This window comes from Micromonospora sp. NPDC050695 (genome assembly GCF_040654415.1).
GTDB lineage: Bacteria > Actinomycetota > Actinomycetes > Mycobacteriales > Micromonosporaceae > Micromonospora.
The window spans coordinates 1-21847 of record NZ_JBFAHZ010000011.1 but is presented as its reverse complement, the minus strand read 5'-3'; the positions used below and the strand labels follow the sequence as shown (position 1 = coordinate 21847).

General features: G+C 71.4%; 17 protein-coding genes, 1 pseudogene and 1 riboswitch. Of the genes and pseudogenes, 6 read left to right on the top strand and 12 right to left on the bottom strand.

Going from position 1 to position 21847, the window contains the following annotated elements:
* Positions 1 to 3 precede the first annotated feature (3 nt).
* The gene (locus AB0H52_RS11060; RefSeq protein ID WP_151488550.1) at positions 4 to 1404 is read left to right on the top strand and encodes an FAD-linked oxidase C-terminal domain-containing protein; all 1401 of its coding nucleotides are present in this window, start codon (positions 4 to 6) and stop codon (positions 1402 to 1404) included.
* A gap of 11 nt (positions 1405 to 1415) precedes the next feature.
* Here AB0H52_RS11060 and AB0H52_RS11055 read toward each other — a convergent pair whose 3' ends face one another.
* Complete coding sequence (locus AB0H52_RS11055; protein ID WP_151488551.1) at positions 1416 to 1952, bottom strand: hypothetical protein; 537 nt, start codon at positions 1950 to 1952, stop codon at positions 1416 to 1418.
* Positions 1953 to 2041: 89 nt separating this feature from the next.
* On the bottom strand, positions 2042 to 3859 hold the full coding sequence (locus AB0H52_RS11050) for a glycerol-3-phosphate dehydrogenase/oxidase (RefSeq protein ID WP_151488586.1): 1818 nt from the start codon (positions 3857 to 3859) through the stop codon (positions 2042 to 2044).
* Between the two features lie 150 nt (positions 3860 to 4009).
* Here AB0H52_RS11050 and AB0H52_RS11045 point away from each other — a divergent pair, with 150 nt between their 5' ends.
* The 3 genes from AB0H52_RS11045 to AB0H52_RS11035 all read left to right on the top strand — a co-directional run bounded on the left by AB0H52_RS11045 (position 4010) and on the right by AB0H52_RS11035 (position 7854).
* Positions 4010 to 6580, top strand: a complete 2571-nt coding sequence (locus AB0H52_RS11045; protein ID WP_357946676.1) for a S8 family serine peptidase — start codon at positions 4010 to 4012, stop codon at positions 6578 to 6580.
* Positions 6581 to 6595: 15 nt separating this feature from the next.
* The gene (locus AB0H52_RS11040; RefSeq protein ID WP_357946673.1) at positions 6596 to 7531 is read left to right on the top strand and encodes a GNAT family N-acetyltransferase; all 936 of its coding nucleotides are present in this window, start codon (positions 6596 to 6598) and stop codon (positions 7529 to 7531) included.
* 77 nt (positions 7532 to 7608) lie between these two features.
* Positions 7609 to 7854, top strand: a complete 246-nt coding sequence (locus AB0H52_RS11035) for a hypothetical protein (RefSeq protein ID WP_151488554.1) — start codon at positions 7609 to 7611, stop codon at positions 7852 to 7854.
* A 58-nt stretch (positions 7855 to 7912) separates the two neighbouring features.
* Here the strand turns inward: AB0H52_RS11035 and groL are convergent, their stop codons facing one another.
* From groL to AB0H52_RS11020, 3 genes are all read right to left on the bottom strand, one after another.
* Entirely contained in the window at positions 7913 to 9535 is a 1623-nt protein-coding gene (groL, locus tag AB0H52_RS11030; RefSeq protein WP_007465827.1) for a chaperonin GroEL, read from the bottom strand.
* A 272-nt stretch (positions 9536 to 9807) separates the two neighbouring features.
* Positions 9808 to 10881, bottom strand: coding sequence for a hypothetical protein (locus AB0H52_RS11025; RefSeq protein WP_357946669.1), 1074 nt, complete (start codon positions 10879 to 10881; stop codon positions 9808 to 9810).
* Positions 10882 to 10968: 87 nt separating this feature from the next.
* Positions 10969 to 11172 carry a cold-shock protein gene (locus AB0H52_RS11020; RefSeq protein ID WP_132339982.1) on the bottom strand — a complete coding sequence of 68 codons (204 nt, stop codon included), beginning with the start codon at positions 11170 to 11172 and terminating at the stop codon, positions 10969 to 10971.
* Positions 11173 to 11477: 305 nt separating this feature from the next.
* On the opposite strand from AB0H52_RS11020, the gene AB0H52_RS11015 reads away from it, so the two are divergent.
* Positions 11478 to 12005: a GNAT family N-acetyltransferase gene (locus AB0H52_RS11015; protein ID WP_278126094.1), complete on the top strand. Its 528-nt coding sequence runs from the start codon at positions 11478 to 11480 to the stop codon at positions 12003 to 12005.
* Positions 12006 to 12162: 157 nt separating this feature from the next.
* Here AB0H52_RS11015 and paaN read toward each other — a convergent pair whose 3' ends face one another.
* The 5 genes and pseudogenes from paaN to AB0H52_RS10990 all read right to left on the bottom strand — a co-directional run bounded on the left by paaN (position 12163) and on the right by AB0H52_RS10990 (position 17686).
* Positions 12163 to 13836 carry a phenylacetic acid degradation protein PaaN gene (gene paaN / locus AB0H52_RS11010; RefSeq protein ID WP_278126093.1) on the bottom strand — a complete coding sequence of 558 codons (1674 nt, stop codon included), beginning with the start codon at positions 13834 to 13836 and terminating at the stop codon, positions 12163 to 12165.
* Positions 13837 to 13936: 100 nt separating this feature from the next.
* Positions 13937 to 14956, bottom strand: coding sequence for a GNAT family N-acetyltransferase (locus AB0H52_RS11005; protein ID WP_151488559.1), 1020 nt, complete (start codon positions 14954 to 14956; stop codon positions 13937 to 13939).
* A gap of 313 nt (positions 14957 to 15269) precedes the next feature.
* Positions 15270 to 16556 carry a threonine synthase gene (gene thrC / locus AB0H52_RS11000; RefSeq protein WP_151488560.1) on the bottom strand — a complete coding sequence of 429 codons (1287 nt, stop codon included), beginning with the start codon at positions 16554 to 16556 and terminating at the stop codon, positions 15270 to 15272.
* An 11-nt stretch (positions 16557 to 16567) separates the two neighbouring features.
* Positions 16568 to 16703: riboswitch (SAM riboswitch) on the bottom strand.
* A gap of 26 nt (positions 16704 to 16729) precedes the next feature.
* A complete protein-coding gene (locus tag AB0H52_RS10995; RefSeq protein WP_357946664.1) occupies positions 16730 to 17029 on the bottom strand; it encodes an EamA family transporter in 300 nt (99 codons plus the stop codon).
* A gap of 307 nt (positions 17030 to 17336) precedes the next feature.
* Positions 17337 to 17686, bottom strand: a pseudogene (locus tag AB0H52_RS10990) (DoxX family protein).
* On the opposite strand from AB0H52_RS10990, the gene AB0H52_RS10985 reads away from it, so the two are divergent.
* A complete protein-coding gene (locus tag AB0H52_RS10985) occupies positions 17592 to 17906 on the top strand; it encodes a hypothetical protein (RefSeq protein ID WP_357946833.1) in 315 nt (104 codons plus the stop codon). The pseudogene AB0H52_RS10990 and the gene AB0H52_RS10985 overlap by 95 nt on opposite strands.
* Before the next feature lie 147 nt (positions 17907 to 18053).
* Here the strand turns inward: AB0H52_RS10985 and AB0H52_RS10980 are convergent, their stop codons facing one another.
* Positions 18054 to 21470 carry a DEAD/DEAH box helicase family protein gene (locus tag AB0H52_RS10980; RefSeq protein ID WP_357946661.1) on the bottom strand — a complete coding sequence of 1139 codons (3417 nt, stop codon included), beginning with the start codon at positions 21468 to 21470 and terminating at the stop codon, positions 18054 to 18056.
* Between the two features lie 46 nt (positions 21471 to 21516).
* Positions 21517 to 21847, bottom strand: a 331-nt coding sequence (locus tag AB0H52_RS10975) for a hypothetical protein (RefSeq protein ID WP_357946658.1), incomplete at its 5' end; no start/stop codon positions are given.

Below are 21847 nucleotides of genomic sequence, written 5' to 3'. Positions count from 1 at the left end.
TGCATGGCCCCCACCGGACTCCTCGACGACCTGCGCGCCGCGTTGGGCGAGAACGCCGTGCTCACCGACCCGGACCTGCTGCGGATGCACCAGCGCGACGAGGCGGACCTCTGCGTCGCCGGCACCCCGCTGGTGCTGACCCGCCCGCGCAGCACCGAGCAGGTGGTCGCCGTCGTGCGTGCGGCGGCACGGCACGGCGTACCGGTGGTGCCGCAGGGCGCGCGGACCGGGCTGGCCGGCGCGGCGAACGCGGTGGACGGCGCGGTGGTGCTCAGCACCGTCGCGATGGACGAGATCCGCGAGATCGACCCGGTGAGCAGGATCGCGGTGGTCCAGCCCGGGGTGGTCAACGCGACGCTCGCCAGGGCGGTGGCCCAGCAGGGGCTGTGGTATCCGCCGGACCCCGGCTCGTGGGAGTCGTCGACGATCGGCGGCAACGTGTCCACCAACGCCGGCGGCATGTGCTGCGTGAAGTACGGCGTGACCACCGAGTACGTGCTCGGCCTGGAGGTGGTGCTCGCCTCCGGTGAGGTGTTGCGCACCGGCCGGCGTACCGCCAAGGGTGTCGCCGGCTACGACCTGACCCGCCTCTTCGTCGGCTCGGAGGGCACCCTCGGGGTGATCACCGAGGTGACCGTGGCGCTGCGGCCCGCCCCGGCCGAGTCACTGACCATGGTGGCGGTCTTCGGCTCCACGGCGGCGGCCGGCGCGGCGGTGGCCGAGATCGCCGCCCGCGGGCTGACACCCAGCCTGCTGGAGCTGCTGGACCAGACGCACCTGCGGGCCATCGAGGCGTACCAGCCGATGGGGCTGCGGACCGACGCGCAGGCCCTGCTGCTGGCCGCCGCGGACACCGGCGCCCGGGCGGCGGACGACCTGAGCGCCCTGGCCGAGGTGTGCCGGGCGGCCGGTGCCGACGAGGTGTACGCGGCCACCGACGCGGTGGAGGCGGCGGCGCTGCTGCAGGCCCGGCGGTTGGCCCACCCGGCGATGGAGAAGTTCGCGGCCGACACCTACCCGGGTGGCAACGGTGGCCTGGTGATCGACGACGTGGCGGTGCCGCGCGGGTCGCTCGCCGCGCTGCTGGACGGTGTGGCCCGGATCGCGGCGGACTGCGACGTGCCGATCGGCGTGGTGGGGCACGCCGGGGACGGCAACATGCACCCGAACATCGTGGTCGACCGGGCCGACCCGGCGAGCCTGGAACGGGGCCGGCGGGCGTTCGACGAGATCATGCGGCTCGGCCTGGACCTGGGCGGCACCTGCACCGGCGAGCACGGGGTGGGGCTGCTCAAGCGGGACTGGTTGGCCCGGGAGATCGGGCCGGTCGGGATGCGGGTGCACCAGGCGATCAAGTCGGCGCTCGACCCGGACGGCCTGCTCAACCCGGGCAAGGTGCTCTGACCCGCCCGGGGTCAGCCCTTGACCTCGGCCGGGGTCGCCTGGGTGAGCAGCAGCAGGATCTCCCCGGCCACCACCGGTTGCTCCTCGCCCGGGCAGTCCTGGGAGGTGATCAGCCCCGCCGAGGTGAGCAGGCTCGACGTCAGCGCGTCGATGCAGGTCGCCCGGTACCGCCGGACCTGGTCGGTCTCCTGGGCCAGCTTCGGGTCGGCGAGCAGCACCTGGAGCCGTTGGGTCAACTCCGGGGCGAGCGTGCCACGGGAGGTGACCCCGTCACCGGCGCAGTCCAGGCACTGCCACGCCCCGTTGCGTTCCACGCTCAGGGTGCGCAGCGGGCCGTCGCTGCCGAGCCGCTGAAGCAGGCTGACCTGCCCCGCCGCGACGGTGGTGGGGACCTCGGGCAGCGACCCACCGGCCGCCGAGCCCACCGGTGGCTGCGCCTGCGATGTCTCGCCGGCGTCCCGGTCGAGCAGCGAGCACCCGGTCAGGGCAACGGCGAGCGCGGCAGCGAAAAGGGGGATGAGCAGACGGGAGCGCGCGCGGTCAAGCACGCGCGGAAACCTACCCCACCGTAGGTAGCGTCCGAAACCACCATCCGGGCCGGTATCGATAGTTACCCATCGGTAACGTTACTTTTCGGTCACCGAGCGGACGGTCGCACCGTGGCCTGGTCGTCGTCGCCACCCCGGTCCGCCGCGTAACCGCGGACGTCCGGAGCACCGAGCCGGGCCGCGTCCGCCGCCGCGTCGTCCGGCATCAACTGGGACTGCCGCTCCGCCTCCACCCGGGCGCGGTAGTGCTCGACCTCCCGCAGCCGGGTGTCCGCGTCCCAGCCCAGCACGGCACCCATCAGCTCGGCGGCGTGCTCCGCCGACTCCAGCCCCCGGTGGGTGGTCTCGAAGGAGATCCGGGTCCGCCGGGTCAGCACGTCCTCCAGGTGCAGCGCACCCTCGGCCCGCGCCGCGTACGCGACCTCCGCCGCCAGATACTCCGGTGCGCCGGCCAGCGGGGACGCGAGCAGCGGATCGGCGTCGATCAGCGCCAACAGATCCAGCGTGAGGGTGCCGTACCGCTCCAGCAGGTGCTCCACCACGCCCACCGGCACGCCGTGCCGGCGGGCCAGGTCGGCCCGGTCCCGCCACATGGCCGGGTACCCGTCGGCACCCAGCAACGGCAGGTCGGCGGTCCGCGAGGGACGGCCGTCGCCCAACCGGCGGACGGCCCGGTCGACCACGTCCGAGGCCATCACCCGATACGTCGTGTACTTGCCACCGGCCACGAGCAGCAGACCGAGCATCGGCTCGAACACGGCGTGCTCGCGCGAGAGCTTCGAGGTGGAGTCGGCCTCGCCGGCCAGCAGCGGCCGCAGCCCGGCGTAGACGCCCTCGATGTCGGCGGTCGTCAACGGCCGGTCCAGCACGGTGTTGACCTGCTGCAACAGATAGTCGATGTCCCGGGCCGAAGCGGACGGGTGGGACCGGTCCAGCCGCCAGTCGGTGTCCGTGGTCCCGATGATCCAGTGCCCGCCCCACGGGATGACGAAGAGCACCGAACTGGCCGTCCGCAGGATGAGCCCGGTCTCGCCGGTGATCGCCGAGCGGGGCACCACCAGGTGCACCCCCTTCGAGGCGCGCACCCGGACGCCGGGACGCAGGCCCACGTCGTTGAGCATCCGGGACATGTCGTCGCTCCACACACCGGTGGCGGCGATGACGGTGCGGGCGTGCACCTCGAACTCCGCGTCCGGGGAGCCGGCCGGCGCCTCCAGATCGCGGACCCGGACGCCGGTCACCTCCCGCGCCTGCCGGATCAGCCCGACGGCGCGGGCGCTGCTCACCACCGTGGCGCCGAGGCTCGCCGCCGTACGGGCCAGCGTGACCACCAGCCGGGCGTCGTCGACCTGCCCGTCGTAGTAGCGGATCGCCCCGGCCAGCGAGTCGGCCCGCAGACTCGGGAAGATCCGCCGGGCACCCTCCCGGGTCAGGTGCCGGTGCAGCGGCATGCCCCGGCCTCCGCCGAAGACCCCGGCGAAGGCGTCGTACGCGGCCACGCCGGCCCCGTAGTACGAGCGGCGGAAGACCCGGGCGGGCAGGTCCCGCAGACCTCGACCGGCCGGCAGCGGCACCAGGAGCGGCACCGGGCGGACCAGGTGCGGCGCGAGCCGGGTGGCCAGCAGCCCCCGCTCGGTGAGCGCCTCGTGGACCAGATGGAACTCCAACTGCTCCAGGTAGCGCAGGCCACCGTGGATGAGCTTGCTGGACCGGCTGGAGGTGCCGGCGGCAAGGTCACGCGCCTCGACCAGGGCGACCTTCAAACCCCGGGACGCCGCGTCCAGTGCGGCGCCGGCACCGGTCACCCCACCCCCGATGACCAGCACGTCGAAGCGCTCGGCACGCAGTCGGCGCAGGTCGGCGGTACGGCGGACCGGCGAGAGCTGCCCGGCGACGGATCGGGAGATGTTGGGATCTCGCACCCGTCCACCGTATCCGCCGTGGGCGGCGTGTCGACATGCGCCACCTCTGGGCGGATCGCGGCCGCGGCCGTTTCCTCGCGATCTGCTCGAAGAGGCCCGCATCGAAAGTGCTCATCCTGGTCGTAAGGTTCTCGGATGCACGCTCAACCGCTGCCGCACCAGCCGCCACCGGGCCGGACCAGCCCGTGGCCGGTGGTCGCGGCCGCCCTTGCCGGCGGTTGGACCATCACGGTCACCGTGGGCATCCAGACCGGCGGCTGGGTCACCGATCAGGTGCTGCTGGGCTTCGGACGGGACCGGGTCGGTTGGCTCTGGCCGGTGTTGGGCCTCGCCACCGTCGTCCTGGTCGGCACGCCCGCGCTGCTGCTGGCCGTGCTGCCTCGGTCGGCTGCGGTCCGGGTCACCGGGCGGGTGTGGCTCGCCGCTGCGCTCACGCTCGGGGTGCTCACCCTGCTGCGGCTCGTGCCGCAGGTGCACCACGAGGCGTACCTCGCCGCGCTGGCCGCCACGACGGCGGTCGTCGCGCTCGTCCTGCGCTGGTCGGCACGGCGGTCGGCGTACCCCGGACCGGCCGGCACGGACGTCGACGCGGCTCCCCCCGGCGGCGACACCGCGCGCGCGACGCCCTCCGACGGTGACGACACCGGGCGCGCGACGCCCTCCGACGGTGACGACACCGGGCGCGCCGGGGCCGACGCGCGCCCGGAGCCGGCCGGCCGGCGGTCGCGCCGCCCCGGTGCGGTGCCGCTGCTCGCGGTCGCCGCCGGGCTGGCGCTGCTGCTGCCCTGGGCCTGGCTGGGTGCGCTCGGTGGTCTGTTGGAGACCGTGCTGGCGCTGGCGGCGGCCGCCGCGCTCGGCGTGTTGGCCGCCACGCTGCTGGACGCGGCCTTCTGGTCCCGCTTCGCGGTCGGCCGGCCACCCCGGCCGGCCCGCCTGGTGCTGGTCGGTGGCCTGGTCGCCGGCGTCGCGCTGCTGCTGCTCGCGGCGGGCACCGGCCAGTCCGGCGCCCAACTGCCCGCGCTGCTGACCCTGCCACCGGCGGGTTTCACGCTGGCCGCCCTCTGGGCCGCGGCCTGGCGGCCCACCGTCGACCCGGCCGACGCCGTGCGCGCCGGCCGGATTGCGACCGGCTGGCTGGTGGGCCTGGGCGCGCTCGGCCCGCTGGCGTTCACCGACCCGGAGGAGATCAGCCTGTTGCTGCTCGGCACCCGCGACGTGCCGTTCTGGGTGGCGGCCGCCGCCGGCGCCGGGCTCGCCGTGGCGGTCGCTCTCGCCATCGGGTACGCGGTGCTGCTGGCCCGACGGTCGGCGCGTGCCCCGAGCCGTCGGTTGGCGGCGGTGGCCGCGGTGGTGCTGCTCGTGACGGTCGGCCTGGTGGACGTCGGCCCGGGACAGCCCGGCCTGTACGGCGAGCGGCTGCTGGTGGTGCTGCGGGCGCAGGCCGACCTGAACGGACTGCCGGCCGGCACACCGGGTCGGGCCGGGCGCGACGCCCGGGCGACGGAGGTCTACCGGCGGCTGGTGGACACCGCCGAGCGCAGCCAGGCCGACCTGCGCCGCGACCTGAACCGGCTGGGACTCGACCCGGTCTCCTACTACCTGGTGAACGCGGTCGAGGTGGACGGCGGACCGGGCGTGCGGGTCTGGCTGGCGCGCCGGCCGGAGGTGGCCCGGGTGTTGGTCAGCCAACGCCTGCGACCCCTGCCCGCGCCGGCCGGGCAGAGCCGGGGCGACGCGCCGGCACCCACCGGTCCGGAGTGGAACATCCGCCAGCTCGGCGCGGACCGGGTCTGGTCACAGCTCGCAGTGACCGGCACGGGGATCGTCGTGGGCAGCTCAGACTCCGGTGTGGACGGCACCCATCCGGCGCTGCGGGCCGGGTTCCGCGGCGGCAACGACTCCTGGTACGACCCGTGGAACGGCACCCGGACCCCGACCGACAAGGGTGGGCACGGCACCCACACGGTGGGCAGTGCCGTCGGGCGCGACGGCATCGGTGTCGCGCCGGACGCGCAGTGGGTGGGCTGCGTCAACCTGGACCGCAATCTGGGCAGCCCGGGGCACTACCTGGACTGCCTCCAGTTCATGCTGGCGCCCTTCCCGGCCGGTGGCGACCCGTTCACCGACGGCCGGCCCGACCGCGCACCGCAGATCCTGACCAACTCGTGGGGCTGCCCGACGATCGAGGGCTGCGACCAGCGGGTGCTGCGACCGGCCACCGCCGCCCTGGACGCCGCCGGGATCTTCGTGGTCGCCGCCGCCGGCAACACCGGCCCGTGGTGCGCGTCGATCGACGACCCGCCCGCGCCGTACCCGGACGTGCTGACCGTGGGCGCCGTGGACGCGCAGCGACGGGTGGCCGAGTTCTCCTCGCGCGGACCCGTGCCCGGCGGCGTGGGCAAACCGGACGTGCTGGCACCGGGCGTGGGTGTGGTGTCGGCGATGCCGGGTGGCACGTATGCCGCGCTGGACGGCACGTCGATGGCGACGCCGCAGGTGGCGGGGGTGGTGGCGCTGATGTGGTCGGCGAATCCGGCGCTGGTCGGTGACCTGCCCCGGACGCGGCAGATCCTGCGGGACACCGCGACGCCGGCCGTGCCGACCTACCGTTCCCGCAACCCGGGCGACGCCTGCGGTGGCCCGGCGAACGTCGCCGGGGCCGGCCAGGTCGACGCCCTCGCCGCCGTCCGCGCCGCACAGCGGTGATCTAAGGTCGCGACCATGGACGCCGAGATCACCATCACCGAGCTGACCCCCGACCTGGCCACCGCCGTGGTGCGGCTCTGCGAACGGGCGCTCGACCTGCCCGAGGACGCCACCGAGGCGGCCCCCATCGTGGACGTGCTGTGGCCCCGCGCCAGCGCCGACCGGACGGTGGTCGGGTTGGGCGCGTACCGGGGGGCGGATCTGGTCGGGGTGCTGCTCGGCTCGCTGTCGCCGGCCGACCCGGGTGTCGGGCACGTGGACCTGGTCGCGGTGCTGCCGGAGCAGCGCCGCCAGGGGGTGGGCCGCGCACTGGTGGCGCGCGCCGAGGCGGTGCTCGCCGAGCGTGGCGTGACCGAGGTGCTGCTCGCCGGGAACCCGCCGTACTACGCGTGGCCGGGCATCGACGTGCGCTACACCCCCGCGGTCTGCGCCGCTCTGGCGCTGGGGTACCGGCAGGACCGGACGGCCTGGAACATGATCGCCGACCTGTCGTACGACGACTCGCCGGCGCTGCGGTCCACCGAGGCGGGGGAGCGGCGGCTGGCGGAGCGGGGCATCACGGTACGCCGGGCGGAGCCGGCTGACCTGCCGGCGCTGGCCGCGTTCGCCCGGTCCACCTTCGGCGGGACGTGGGACGGCGAGCTGGCCGGTTCGGTGGGTCGCGCGGGCGCCGGTTGTCACCTCGCGGAGCGGGACGGCCAGGTGCTCGGCTTCGCCGCGTACGGGTCGTCGCGGCCGAGCTGGTTTGGGCCGATGGGCACCGATCCGGCGGCCGAGGGTTCGGGAATCGGCGGGGTGCTGCTGCGGCGTTGTCTGCGCGACCAGCGGGCGGCGGGGCTGGACCGGGCGCAGATCGGCTGGGTGGGGCCGGTGCCGTTCTATTCGGGCAGCGCGGGCGCCCGGATCGAGCGGGTCTTCTTCCTCTACCGGCGGACCCTACCAGCGGCATAACTGGGCAAATGGGACATTGATTCATTCGCCCGCATCGCCCATCGACGCCCCCTACCGTTTCGGTAGAGGAGGCAGCCATGACCACGGATGACGACCAGACCGAGGACGGCCCGCCGATCACCTGGAAACCGGTCGGCGAACTGCCCGGCCAACTGCCGTTCGAACGGCTCGACTACGGAGACGCCGAGCAACTGGCCGAGATGACCACCGACGGCGAGCCGGTGGTCGAGGAGCCGCAGGAGATGGTGGACGCGCCGATCCAGCTGCTTCCGCCGTACGACCGGGCGCAGAAGCGGCGTAACCAGCGCCCGCTGCCCACCTGACGACGAACGGGGCGGACCGCGTCAGCGGCCCGCCCCGTTCGGTGTGTCGGAACTGGACTCAGAAGTCCATGTCCCCGCCACCCGGGCCAGCCGGGGCAGCCGGGGTCTTCTCCGGCTTGTCCGCGACAACGGCCTCGGTGGTGAGGAAGAGCGCCGCGATGGACGCGGCGTTCTGCAGCGCCGACCGGGTCACCTTGGCCGGGTCGATGATGCCCGCGGCCAGCAGGTCGACGTACTCGCCGTTGGCGGCGTTCAGACCGTGACCCGCTTCGAGGTTACGGACCTTCTCCACCACGACGCCGCCCTCGAGGCCGGCGTTGACGGCGATCTGCCGCAGCGGGGCGTCCAGCGCGACCTTGACGATGTTCGCACCGGTCGCCTCGTCGCCGACCAGGTCGAGCTTGTCGAAGGCGGTCTTGCCGGCCTGGACCAGCGCGACGCCACCACCCGGGACGATGCCCTCCTCGACGGCCGCCTTCGCGTTGCGAACGGCGTCCTCGATGCGGTGCTTGCGCTCCTTGAGCTCGACCTCGGTGGCCGCGCCGACCTTGATGACCGCAACGCCGCCGGCCAGCTTGGCCAGCCGCTCCTGCAGCTTCTCCCGGTCGTAGTCGGAGTCGCTCTTGTCGATCTCGGCCCGGATCTGGTTGACCCGACCCTGGATCTGGTCGGCGTCGCCGGCACCGTCGACGATGGTGGTCTCGTCCTTGGTCACCACGACCTTGCGGGCGCGGCCCAGCATGTCGAGGCCGACGGCGTCCAGCTTGAGGCCGACCTCCTCGCTGATGACCTGGCCACCGGTGAGGATGGCGATGTCGGCGAGCATGGCCTTGCGGCGGTCACCGAAGCCCGGCGCCTTGACGGCGACCGACTTGAAGGTGCCCCGGACCTTGTTGACGACCAGGGTCGCCAGGGCCTCACCCTCGATGTCCTCGGAGATGATCAGCAGCGGCTTGCCCGACTGCATGACCTTCTCGAGGATCGGGAGCAGGTCCTTGACCGACGAGATCTTGCTGTTGACGATCAGGAGGTAGGGGTCGTCGAAGACGGCCTCCATGCGCTCCGGGTCGGTCATGAAGTAGGCCGAGATGTAGCCCTTGTCGAAGCGCATACCCTCGGTGAGCTCAAGCTCCAGACCGAAGGTGTTGCTCTCCTCGACGGTGATGACGCCTTCCTTGCCGACCTTGTCCATCGCCTCGGCGATGATCTCGCCGACGGTGCTGTCGCCAGCGGAGATGGAGGCGGTGGAGGCGATCTGCTCCTTGGTCTCGACGTCCTTGGCGAGCTTGGACAGCTCCTCCGAGACGCTCGCGACCGCGGCCTCGATGCCCCGCTTCAGGGCCATCGGGTTGGCGCCGGCGGCCACGTTGCGCAGGCCCTCGCGAACCAGAGCCTGGGCCAGGACGGTCGCCGTCGTCGTGCCGTCACCGGCAACGTCGTCGGTCTTCTTGGCGACCTCCTTGACCAGCTCGGCGCCGATCTTCTCGTACGGGTCCTCGAGCTCGATCTCCTTGGCGATGCTCACACCATCGTTGGTGATGGTGGGGGCACCCCACTTCTTCTCGAGCACGACGTTGCGGCCCTTGGGGCCGAGGGTCACCTTTACGGCGTCAGCGAGCTGGTTCATGCCCCGCTCGAGGCCGCGGCGCGCCTCTTCGTCGAACGCGATCATCTTGGCCATACGGCGTTGTCCTCCTGGACACTCACGGGCCACCCGAGATGTGTGCCCCGGATGGGCCGCCTGGTGTACGCACCTTGGGACGTCGCCACCTGGCGACGACGACGTCCTTCGGCCGGGCCGGATAGCCCGCGACGACCGGCCATGTGCCGCCCCGGCGTCTCCACGCCGGTGCAACCTGGCCCCACCGTCCCGACCATTGGCACTCACGGTATGCGAGTGCCAATGACTTGTTTAGCACTCTCCCCTGCCGAGTGCAAGCACGATGGGGCCGGTCAGCGGAGTTCGGCGGCCAGCCCGGCGCTGTTCACCGGCACCTCATGAGCCCGCTGCTCGGCGTATGTGACCAGCAGACCGATCAACTGGGCGAGGTGGGCCGGCAGGGCCAGCACGGCCGCGACCCCGGTCACCAGGACGATGCCGACCGCGGTGCCGGGTGACGCGAGCGGATCCGGACCCAGCGGGGCCGAGATGATCCCCTCCAGCACCGACGGGATCAGGGTGGCCACGATCACCGCCGCGGCGACGAGCGCCACCCGACCCAGCAGCAGGCCGAGCCGGTCGTGGAACATCCGGAACGACCGACCGATCGGGTTCTGCCGCTCGAACAGGTAGACCGGCCCGGCCATGCTCAGCGCGAACGCCAGGTAGATGCCCGGCAGGACGCAGAAGCAGACCCCCACCCCGATGAGCAGGCTGACCAGCAGGGTCCAGCCCCACAGCCCGAGCGCCCGCCGTACGCCGTAGCGCAGCGCCGGCCCCACGCCGACGGGCTCCCCCGCCGCCTGCCGGGTGATCACCCAACTGCCGGCGGCCCACCCCACGGCCTGCACCAGCCCGATCAGCAGGCTGCCGACGATGACCACGGACAGGACGGTGACCAGGTCCGTGACGAACGTCTCCGGCAGCTCGGACGGTGAGCCGGGCTCGACCTGCGCCGCCCAGCCGGCCGACGGGTCCACACCCAGGGAGATCACCCCGAGCACGGCGGCCGGCAGCACCTGGGTGATCAGCATGATCGGCACCAACAGCCGCCACCCCCGGCGCAGTGCTCCCGCACACCGGGCGAACCAGCCGCCGATACCCATACCGGGCGGCGTGACCAGGGCGTCGTTCGGGTCGAACCCGTGACCCGGCGGGTACCAGCCGACCGGTGCCCCCGGATACCACTGCTGCCCCGGGTAGGGGCCGGCGCCGGGCGGGTATCCGCCGGTGGGCGGGAACGCCCAACCCTGCGGGGGCACCTGCGGCGTACCCCAGCCGCTCTGCGTGGGATCCCAGCCAGGCGGCGGGCCGCCGGGAACGCCCGGCCCGTCAGGCGGAGTGGGCGGGGGTGGCTGGTCGGTCATGAACCCTCCTCAGCATCGGCTGGAACGGTTCACGATCTTCCCGGGTGTGTGCCCGCACCGCAGCCGCGACGCGCGGGAGGAAAGGACTCAGGCGAGCAGGCGTACGCGCTCGGCCTGCGGGCCCTTCTGACCCTGCGCGATCTCGAACTCCACCCGCTGACCGTCGTCCAGCGCCTTGTAACCGTCCATCTCGATCGCGGAAAAGTGGACGAACACGTCCTGACCGCCGTCGACGGCGATGAAGCCGTAGCCCTTTTCGGCGTTGAACCACTTAACGGTGCCCTGTGCCACGGTGCACTTCCTCACTCTGCGCAGCGTTGCCTGCCCCGGCGCACGGCCTGGCCGAGCGCCCGCGGACCACCGCTCCAGCGATCGATGACGGCCGCTGAAACGGGTGACCGAAATCGCACGCTACACGAGGAGTGACGGCCGCGCACGACCACAAATCGGGCATCGTCCGGGCGGCCCGGCTGTGGGAGGTCGCGCAGGCACGCAGCGGTGTCGCGTACCTGAATGACCTGCTGGTCTGACCCCGGCCCACGGCTCAGAGGAAACGGCCGCGAAACAGCGGTCGCAGCTGTGGTAGGCATGCGGACATGACCACCGACACGGGCTCGCCAGCCCTGCGGGCGCAGATTCGCCGGGTCCGGCCGGCGGACGCCGCCCGGATGCGGGCGCTGCGCCTGGAGATGCTCGCCGACGCTCCGCTGGCCTTCCTGGAGACGATCGCCGACGCGGCCGCCCGGTCCCACGCGGAGTACGCGGCGCGGGTGGCGTACACCTCGCGCGGCGCGGACAACGCGCAGTTCGTGGCGGATCCGGGCGGCCGCTTCGTCGGGCACGCCGGGGGTACGGTCGCACCGCGCGAGGCCGGGCTCACCGTCATCTACGCGGTCTACGTCACGCCGGCCTGGCGGGGCAGCGGCCTGCTCGGTGAGCTGATCGACGGGGTGGCCGCCTGGTCGCGGGCCTGCGGCCGACCGGAGCTGCTGCTGGAGGTGGTGGTCGGCAACGACCGCGCCTACCGGGCCTACCAACGCCTGGGCTTCGAGGACACCGGCGTACGAGTCCCCCACCCCACGATCCCAGCCCTGACCGAGCTACAGATGCGCCGCCAAGCCTGAAACCCTCCCAGGGCAAAACCACCGTGCTGTTTCCCCAAGGCCGGATGCGTAAGCGACAACCGTGCCCACGAAGGGTTTCCGGGGCAGCCCGACCCGCGCAGGGATCAAGCCTGACCGCCCGGAGCGGGTCGGGCTGCCCCGGAAACCCCAACCGCAACTACACCGGACGCCGAGACTGCACGATCCGGAACCGATTCGCCACGTACGCCCCGTCCGTCAGCGCCGAATTCGCCGCCGCGTTGGCGCCACTGCCGTGGAAGTCGGAGAAGGCCGCCGACTGGTTGACGAAGACCCCGCCGGTCAGGTTGCAGGACAGGTGCACCCCGACCTCGACGGCGACCGCCTCGGTGGCGTCCAGCACGGCCTCGTCGGTCGAGTAGACCCCGGCGGTCAGCGCGCCCTTCTCGCCGACGGTCCGGCGCAGCAGCTCCAGGCTGTGCGCGGTGGAGTCGGTCGCGATGGCGAACGAGATCGGCCCGAACCACTCCCGGCCGTACGTCTCCGCGTCACCCGCGGTCAGCTTCACGATCGTCGGGGTACGCACCACCGCGTCGGCGTACGCCGGGTGGGCCACGGTCCGGGACTCCAGCACCGCCTCGCCGACCTTGGTCACCTCGGCCAGCCGCTCCAGCACCCCGTCGTTGACGATGGCGCCGGTCAGCTCGACGCCCCGGGCCGGGTCGGCGGTCAGCTTGCCGACCGCCGCGGCGATGCCGCCGGCGACCTCGTCGAAGCTCTTGTGCCCCTGGTCGGTGTCGATGCCGCCGGCCGGGATGAGGATGTTCTGCGAGGTGGTGCACATCTGGCCGCTGTAGAGGGTCAGCGTGAAGCCGAGGTTGCGGCACATCCCGGCGAAGTCGTCGGTGGAGTCGATGACGACCGTGTTCAGGCCGGCCTTCTCGGTGTACACCGACGCCTGCCGGGCGTGCGTCTCCAGCCAGTCGCCGTACTCGGTGGAGCCGGTGAAGTCGACGATCTTCACGGACCGGTGCAGGGCCAGGTCGCTGGCGAGCTTCTCGCCGGGCGCCTCGGCGGCCAGCAGGACCAGGTTCGGGTCGAAGCCGGCCTCGGCGAGCACCTCCCGGGCGTACTTCACGGTGACAGCCAGCGGCAGCACCGCGCGCGGGTGCGGCTTGACGATCACCGGGTTGCCGGTGACCAGCGAGGCGAACAGCCCGGGGTACGAGTTCCAGGTCGGGAAGGTGTTGCAGCCGATCACCAGCGCCACACCACGGGGCACCACGTGGAACGTCTTGGTCATCCGCAGCGGGTCACCCTTGCCGGCGGCCTTCTCCCAGCCCGCCGTGCCCGGGTGCCGGGTCATCTCGGCGTACGCGTACGCCAGCGCCTCCAGCGCCCGGTCCAACGCGTGCGCTCCGCCGGCCTGGAAGGCCATCACGAACGCCTGGCCGCTGGTGAACTGCACCGCGTTGGCCAGTTCGAAGATGTGCTTGTGCAGGCGGTCGAGGATCTCCAGGCAGACCCCCACGCGGGCCTGCGGGCCGGCGTCGCGCCAGGCGGGCAGCGCGGCGGAGGCGGCGCTGATCAGGTCGTCGGTGCCGGCGTGCGGGTAGCGCACGGCCAGCTCAACTCCGAACGGGCTCGCCTCGGTGGCGATCCGCTCGCCGGTGCCCGGCTGGTCGAGGGGGAAGTCGCCACCGAGGTATGCCTCGAACGCGGCCTTGCCGTCGGCGGCGGCGGTCTCGCCGTACACCCGGGGGCTCGGGGACTCGGGATAGGCGGACCAGTAGCCCCGCTCCGTGATCGCGGTCAGCGCACGGTTGAGGGTGTCGGCGTGCCTGTCGTACAGGGGATGCGGGGTCTCCGTCATGCCCGCCATCATGCCTGAGTCCGGTCCGCGAGCAGTAGCGCGAATGCCCGACAGCGGTGCATGCCTGAGTCCGGTCCGCGAGCAGTAGCGCCGATTCCCGTCAGAGGGTGAGCTGCCAGTCGGTCCAGGCGTCCACCGGGCGGAAGCCGAGCTGCTCGTTGATCGCCACCATGTAGCTGTTGCTGGCCGCGTTGAAGGTGTCGATCACCCGTACCGCCGGCTCGTGGGTGAGCAGGTGGTGCAGGTTCTCCGCCTTGGCGATGAGGCCGAGCCGGTGCCCACGGTGAGCCGGGTCGACGATGGTGATCTGCTGGAACGCGTGCCAGTCGGCGGAGGCGCCCACGTCGAGCAGGGTCCAGGCGACCAGCCGGCCGGACGCCTCGTGTCGCATTGCGAGGTGGTAGCGCCGCCGGCCCTTGGCGTCCAGGGCGCGCTCGTTGCCGCGGATGCGCTCGGCGTCCACCTGCTCCGGCTCCCACTGCACGTCCCCCATGGGGGCGTCCATCAGCAGCCGGCCGTCCAGGTAGGCGATGTCCGCCACGTACTCCGGTGGGGTCGTCCCCTGCCAGCAGACCGACCGGTAGCCCTCGGCTCGCGGTCGGGCCTCGGCGAGCGCCGCCCGCAGCGCGACCCGATCGATCTCTGCGACGTCGAGCCGGCGACGCACCTCGGCGAGGGCGGGCCGGGCGCCGGTGGTCGCGGCGAACGAGTCGCCCGCCACGCTTCGAGCCGGCCCGCCGGGCAGCGCGGAGACGGCCATCCCGACGACCCGCTTGCGGCCGTGCTCGCGCAGCAGGCGCACCCCGTACTCGTGCAACGCCCGACCGACGCCCCGCCGCCGCAGCTCGGGATGCACCACAAGCTCGGCGGTGGCGTTGTCGGTGTTGTCCAGGTGCGGCAGGTCCAGTTGGAGGTAGCCGGCCGGTACGCCGTCCAGCCGGGCCAGCGCCCAGAGCGATCGTGCGCCGGGTGCCGGCGTGTGGAACATCGCGTCGAAGCGCCGCCGGCAGAAGGGCGGGAAGTCCGGCAGGTCGACGTCGTTGGCGGCGGCCCCGATCCGGTACGCCTCGTCGACCGCGGCCCGGTCGGCTCCATCGAACGACACGATCGTGATGCTCATGCCGATGAGCCTGCACCCCGCAAAAGCGATCGGGCCAGCGAATTAATTCGCTGGCCCGATCGGACGTGGTCGGGAGGGACACTCGCACAACGCCTCCGGCGTTGGGTCGCAAGAACTTCAAAATTCTCCGGCGAAATGCCCTCCCGCACGGAGCATCTTGCGCCGTCCGGTTCCTGCCGTCAAGTCCATAGCGGTGGGTTTTCCACACTCACAGCGAAAAGCCAGTTACCCGGCGGATCGGCCCGATCCCCCGACCGGGCGATCCGCCATCCCCCGCCAGGCCACCCCGCCACGTCCCGTCCCGGCCGAGGGGTCAGCCGAGGAGGCCGGCGTCCCGGGCGGCGCGCAGGGAGGGCTTGATGTGGTGGGTCGGGCCGACCTGACCCGCCACCGCATCGATGGTCTTCAGGCCCTCGCCGGTGTTGAAGACGACGGTCTCGGCCGTCGGGTCGAGCCGACCGGACTCGACCAGCTTGCGCAGCACCGCCACGGTGACCCCACCGGCGGTCTCGGCGAAGACACCGGCGGTGCGGGCCAGATCGCGGATGCCGGCGCGGATCTCGTCGTCGTCGGCGTACTCCATCCAGCCGCCGGTGCGGCGGACCGCCTCCAGGGCGTAGAGGCCGGCGGCCGGGTCGCCGATGTTGAGCGACTTGGCGATGCCGGTGGGCTTGACCGGGGTGATCGTGTCGGTGTCGGCGTGCAGCGCGGTCGCGATCGGGTTGCAGCCGGCGGACTGGGCGCCGAAGACCTTCCAGCCGCCGGCCGGGGCCTCGACCAGGCCGATCTCGACCAGCTCGGAGAACGCCTTGTCAATCTTGGTGAGCAGTTCGCCGCTGGCCATCGGGATGACCACCTGGGCGGGGATCCGCCAGCCGAGCTGCTCGGCCACCTCGTAGCCGAGGGTCTTGGAGCCCTCCGCGTAGTACGGCCGGACGTTGACGTTGACGAACGCGGTGTCCTCGAATTCGTCGGTCTCCACCAGTTCGCCACAGAGCCGGTTGACATCGTCGTACGAGCCGTCGATGGCGACCAGCTCGCCGCCGTAGACGGCGGTGGTGATGACCTTGCCCTGTTCCAGGTCGCTGGGGATGAAGACCACCGAGGGCACCCCGGCGCGGGCGCCGTGCGCGGCCACCGAGTTCGCCAGGTTGCCGGTCGAGGCGCAGGCGAACCGGGTGAAGCCGAGCGCCTTCGCGGCGGTGAGCGCCACCGAGACGACCCGGTCCTTGAACGAGTGGGTCGGGTTGGCGCTGTCGTCCTTGACCCAGAGCGGTGCGGTGATGCCCAGTTCGGCGGCGAGGTGCGGGGCCGCCACCAGCGGGGTGAGCCCCGGGTCGAGGGTGACCCGGGTGGCCGGGTCCTGGCCGGCGGGCAGCAGCGCGGCGTACCGCCAGATGTTCTTCGGGCCGGCCTCGATCTGTTCGCGGGTGACGGTGGCCAGGGCGGCGGTGTCGTAGTCGACCTCGAGGGGGCCGAAACACTCGTAGCAGGCGTGCTGGGCGGCGAGCGGGTAGCGGGCCGAACAGGCGCGACAGACCAGGGCGCGGGCGGGGCTGGCGGAGGTGTCGATGCCGGGGGCGGCGAGCGTCGACGTCATGTCGAGGAGTCCTCTCATCTTTCCCCGCATCGCACGGTGCGGCGGGGACGGAATTGGCACCTGCCCCGCGGGTCGCTCAGCGGTGAGCGCGCGGGGTGGTTGCCGGGGCGTCGTCGGGCCGTATCCCTCAGCCCCTCTGGATGAGGTATGCAGTTGTGCGGTCGAGTCTAGGGTCAGCGGGCGCTCACCGCCACCGGGTCGACCACCGCGACCGGGTCGGTGACCGCGACCGGTTGCGGCAGGGCCGATGACCGGTTCCGGGCCGCCCGTGGCCTGGTGGCGAGGTTCGCGGCGATCAGGGCGGCGATCGTGATCGCGGCGCCGACCAGCTCGATCGGGTCCGGCCGGTAGCCGCGGGCGATCTGCACGGCGAACGTGGTCACCGGGACCAGGTTCATGAACAGGGCCGCGTTGGCGGCGCCGAGCCGCTGCACACCGGTGTTCCAGGCCAGGACCGCGATCACGGCGCCCACCGCCGAGCACGGCGAGTAGTGGGTAGGCAGCGGAGGTGGACAAGCTCTACCCCGGCCTGCTGGACGCGGTCCTCAGACCTGGCCTGCCGGCCTGACGCGGCACCGGCCCCGGCTCGCCGGACCTGGGCGGTTGCTACTGCTGCCGTTGATGAACGGACGCGCCCCGCGCGGTCGGGGTGCGGGACCTGCCGGGCGGACGCTGTGGAGTTGATGCGGTCAACGAATCACCCGGCACGGTGGCGGCCGACCCGAGCGCGCCGCCGGAGCCGCCTCGTCGAGGCTCCGGCGACGCGCGGCACGGGTGCGGTCAGACGGACACCGGCGCAGGTTCGGCCACCGGTGCCGACGGGGCCTCGGCGCGACGCCGGACGAGCAGCGTGTCGAGCGCCCAGGCGCCCGGGCCGAGTGCCGCGATCAGCAGGAACGACCAGCAGAAGAGCGCCGCCAGTTCACCGCCGTTGCGCAGTGGCAGCAGGGCGTCCGGCTGATGGACGACGAAGTAGGCGTACGCCATCGAGCCGGATGCGACGAGGGCGGCGGGTCGGGTGAAGAGCCCGGCCAGGTGCCGAGCGGTACCGCCTTGCCGGTCATCGGGTTGCCGCCGAACAACCCGAAGACCGAGGAGAGGCCGTGCAACGCGAACAGCAGGCCGATCACGATGCGGAACAGGGACAGGGTCGGCCCGCCGAGCCGAGAGACGTTCATGGAGACCTCCATGGATAGTGATCGATACCTATCAATGGTGAGGCATGAAGACATCGAAGTTCACAAGTTCATTGCTGGTGGGAAAATCCCCGGTAGAAACATGGCCAGCGACTGCGTCCACGGCGACGGACGGACGCTCGACACCCACGCCCTCAGCCGCGCCTACGCATGAACCCGACCCGCGCGCCCCGCCGGGTCAGCGCTCCGCCGTGGGAGCGCTCCCGAGGCCGGCAATACCGCCTGTCGAGCGGCCCGTACAGCCTGTGGAGTTGCCCCAGGCATGGGGCGTCGGTCGACCCGCGACAGAGCTCCCGCGCTGCTACGCCACCTCGCTGACCGGCGTGGCGTTGTTCTTGATCGAGCGGAGGATCGAGACCAAACGATCGGCGTCGGGGTTGGAGAAGAGCGCTTCGGGACCACGCGGGGCAACACCGTTGAACGGGGACTCGTAGAGGCGTCCCGGCTCCATCACACCGTTCACGGTCAGGTCATTGACGATCAGGTTGATGAAGTCGAGCTGGGCGGCGTTGAGGGTCCGGTCGACAAGGAACTCGCTGAACGCGTCCCGGGCCGCCTCGCGGTCCAACCCGACCAGTGAACGGATGAACAGGCCGAGCCCTTCGGAGGATCGCCGTGCCTGGTCGATGTCCTGCTTGTCGCCGACGCCGCTCTCGCCGAGCATCCGTTCCAGCTCGGCGAGGTCGGTGCCGGAGAGTTGGCGGTTGCGGCGCAACTTCTGCACGGCCAGGTGATCCTCGTGGGTACGCAGGTAGACGCGCATCTTCGCGCGGAAGCGTTCCAGGTCGGTGCCGACGGTCACCCCACTGAACGGCACCTCGACCTCCTGGTCGATCTCGTCGGCGAAGTTGGTGAAGACGAGGGTGCGACGCGCCTTCGGCACCAGCCGGACCAGGTCGCGCATCCGGCGCCGAGCCAGCTCAAGCATGGGCAGCGTGACGTCCTGCCACCACTCGTCACCGGCCACCTCGTCGAGCAGTTGGGCCCGTTGCTGGATCATCGGGATGGTGGTCTGCTCCAGCAGCGCCGAGGCGATCTCCTGGACCTCGGTGCGGTGCCGGTTGAACCGACTGTCGGGCACCAGCAGGCCGAGCTGCATGCGCAGGATCAACAGGTCGAAGCGCTTGGCCTCCTCGCCGTCGTCGCGGACTTCGCTGGGCAGGCCGGCGAGGCTACCGACGAGCTGCACTGACGCTTCGGGCGACAGCCGGTGCCAGTTGGCGATGTCGATGTAGTACTCGACGAGGCGGCGCTGCGAGCGCACCACCACGTTGTCCAGGCGCATGCCCTGGATCCGTCCGTGCAGGTCCCGGGCGATGTCCCACCGCAGCCCGGCTTCGCTCTGCGTACCATCGGATGCGTCGCTGTCGACGGCGTCGGCGGGTCGACGCTGGTCGAGTTGGCTGACCAGCTCGACCTTGGCTTTGAAGATCCGTTCGGTGAGTGACGGGCTGAGCGAGCCCTCGGTGGTGGTCGGGTCCTGGCTGAAGTACTCAAAGTTGCCGCAAAAGTCGAATACGAAGAAGTCTTTCTTGTGGATCCCGGGGGCATACAGGTCAAGTCGGAGGCGGGTGCCTCGGCCGAGCATCTGGGCGAACTTCGTCTTGGACCGCACGATCTTGAAGAACACCAGGTTGACGACGTCGGGAACGTCGATGCCGGTGTCGAGCATGTCGACGGAGATGGCGATGTGCGGCTGCTTGGCGGGCAGCGAGAAGGTGTCGATCAGGCCCTGCGCGCGCTCCACCCGGTGGGTGATGATCCGGGCGAAGTCGCCGCGGTAGTGCGGATAGTTGGCGTCGAAGCGGTTGGCGATGAACTTCGCGTGCTCGTTGTTCTTCGCGAAGATGATCGTCTTGCCGATCCGGTCACCACCGGCCACCCGGTGACCCCGGGTCATCAGGTATTCGAGGACCTTGTCCACGGTGTCGGCGTTGAAGAACCACTTGTTGACCGCCTCGGCGCTCACCTCGTCGGGCACGTCGACGTCGTCGCCCCATTCCAGCGCGTCCCAGTCGTCCTTCTGCTGCTCGGTCAAATCGTCGTAACGCAGGCCGGAGCGCTGGATCCGCAGGTCGACCGCGACCACCCGGGGCGGCACCAGATATCCCTCGGCGACGGCCTCCTCCAGGGTGTACGCGTCGGTGGGGACGCCATCGACCAGGTCGAAGAGCCCGTAGGTGTTGCGGTCGACCTCGTCCTTTGGGGTGGCGGTCAGCCCGACAAGCAGCGCGTCGAAGTAGGAAAAGATCGTCCGGTACTTCTGGTAGACCGACCGGTGTGCCTCATCGATGACGATCAGGTCGAAGTAGCCCGGCCCGAAGCGGCGCAACTCGCCGTCGGTCTGGTTGATCAGCCCCAGCATGGTCGGGTACGTCGAGACGTAAACCCGGCCTTCGCCGACCTTGTCGGCGGTCAGGTTGACGGTGGTCACGTCAGGCAGGTGCGCGCCGAACGCGTTGGCGGCCTGGTTGACGAGGGCCACCCGGTCGGCGAGGAACAGCACCCGCTTGACCCAGTTGGCCCGCATCAGCAGCTCGACCAACGCGATGACGGTGCGGGTCTTGCCCGCCCCGGTGGCCATCACCACCAGCGCCTTACGCTGCCAGTCCACCTCGAACGCCTCGGAGATCAACCGGATGGCCCGCTGCTGGTAGTGCCGTTCGACGATGCGGCCGTCGATGGTCAGCTCGGCGAGCCGCCGCCGGGTGGTGCGTCGCTGCACGAGCAGGTGAAGCTCATCGCGGGTGTAGAAGCCCTGCACCGGCCGGGGCGGATAGCAGGCGTCGTCCCACAGCCAGGTCTCGTAGCCGTTGGTGTAGAAGATGACCGGCCGCTGCCCGTACGCCGCTTCGAGCGCGTCGGCGTAGTTCTTGGCCTGCTGCTGACCGGTCAGCGGGTCACGGCGGGTGCGCTTCGCCTCGATCAGGGCGAGCGGCTTGTCGTCGTCCCCCCACAGCACGTAGTCGACCCGCCCGTTGCCCGAGCCGTGCGGCAGGCCGGTGACCGGAAACTCCCGATCCCGCGCCTGGTCGAGCCGCCAACCCGCCTCGGCGAGCAGCACATCGATGTAGCGGTCGCGGGTCTCCTGCTCGTCGTAGTCGTGCCCGTCCGGCCGAGCCGCGTTCGCGGCCTTGGCCGCCGCGATCTGCGCCCGTAGGGCGGCGACCTGCGCGTCCAGGTCTGCGTTACTCTCCTCGGCCCTCGCCAGGGCCGCGTCCCGCGCCGCGAGCCGCGCATCCAGCGCCGCGACCTCCGCGCGGCTCTGCTGCCGCACGCCGGTCGCGGTGGGGACCAACGCCGGGTCGAAGGCAAGAGCATCCGGGGGTACGTTGGCAGTGACCCGGGTGTAACGACGAGCGAGCCAGTAGGTCAGGTGGAACAGCTCGCGGACGACCTGCTCGCCGTCTGGCTTGGGCACCTGGCCCTTGTCGTGCACCGCCGCATTGCCCTTGATGCGAATGATCTGCATCTTGGCGATCAAGGTCGCCCCGGCCAGGTTCCTCATCGTCGGCTCGCTGATCAGGCCGATGAGCCGAGTGTCGTTCGGCTTCCGCAATGTCTGATCGGCACGATAGAGCCACTTCACCGCGAGTTCCAGGCACCGGCGGGCATAGAAGCAGGCGGTACGGGGATTGACCACCGCATTCAGCTCCGCCTGCTCGGCCTCGGCGAAGAGGTCAGGCCACTCGGCGCGCAGGAACACGAAGTTACTCATCGACGAAGATCCCCCCGGTACGTGGACAGCCCTCGATCATCACACATCAAAGCTCCCCGCGAAAGGCTTTATCCTGCAGCGATGCGAAGAGAGCATCCAGCTCGGCGAGGTGCGCCCGATGCAAGGCCTTAAGTCGGCTGGCAGCGGCGGCTTGAACCCCGAATTTACGCAGTAGATTGGATGGCGGGACAAGGACCCGAGTCGCCGCAATCTGCTTGATGTTCAAGGTCGGCTGACTTACTGTCCGCAACTCGCGCACAAAGTAGTCTTGCACGTCCTCTGGTACGTATTCAGCTTGAGGTAGCCGTGTGAGGTAGCCACGGCCCGGTGGTGAACAGCTGTTTGAGCACGTCGAGGGCGTCCATGCCGTGCTTGGT

What these genes read in the sequence shown, in the direction of transcription:
- AB0H52_RS11060 (WP_151488550.1), top strand. Translation starts at nt 4, where the DNA reads ATGGCCCCCACCGGACTCCTCGACGACCTGCGCGCCGCGTTGGGCGAG.
- AB0H52_RS11045 (WP_357946676.1), top strand. Translation starts at nt 4,010, where the DNA reads ATGCACGCTCAACCGCTGCCGCACCAGCCGCCACCGGGCCGGACCAGC.
- AB0H52_RS11040 (WP_357946673.1), top strand. Translation starts at nt 6,596, where the DNA reads ATGGACGCCGAGATCACCATCACCGAGCTGACCCCCGACCTGGCCACC.
- AB0H52_RS11035 (WP_151488554.1), top strand. Translation starts at nt 7,609, where the DNA reads ATGACCACGGATGACGACCAGACCGAGGACGGCCCGCCGATCACCTGG.
- groL (WP_007465827.1), bottom strand. Translation starts at nt 9,535, where the DNA reads ATGGCCAAGATGATCGCGTTCGACGAAGAGGCGCGCCGCGGCCTCGAG.
- AB0H52_RS11025 (WP_357946669.1), bottom strand. Translation starts at nt 10,881, where the DNA reads ATGACCGACCAGCCACCCCCGCCCACTCCGCCTGACGGGCCGGGCGTT.
- AB0H52_RS11015 (WP_278126094.1), top strand. Translation starts at nt 11,478, where the DNA reads ATGACCACCGACACGGGCTCGCCAGCCCTGCGGGCGCAGATTCGCCGG.
- paaN (WP_278126093.1), bottom strand. Translation starts at nt 13,836, where the DNA reads ATGACGGAGACCCCGCATCCCCTGTACGACAGGCACGCCGACACCCTC.
- AB0H52_RS11005 (WP_151488559.1), bottom strand. Translation starts at nt 14,956, where the DNA reads ATGAGCATCACGATCGTGTCGTTCGATGGAGCCGACCGGGCCGCGGTC.
- thrC (WP_151488560.1), bottom strand. Translation starts at nt 16,556, where the DNA reads ATGACGTCGACGCTCGCCGCCCCCGGCATCGACACCTCCGCCAGCCCC.
- AB0H52_RS10980 (WP_357946661.1), bottom strand. Translation starts at nt 21,470, where the DNA reads ATGAGTAACTTCGTGTTCCTGCGCGCCGAGTGGCCTGACCTCTTCGCC.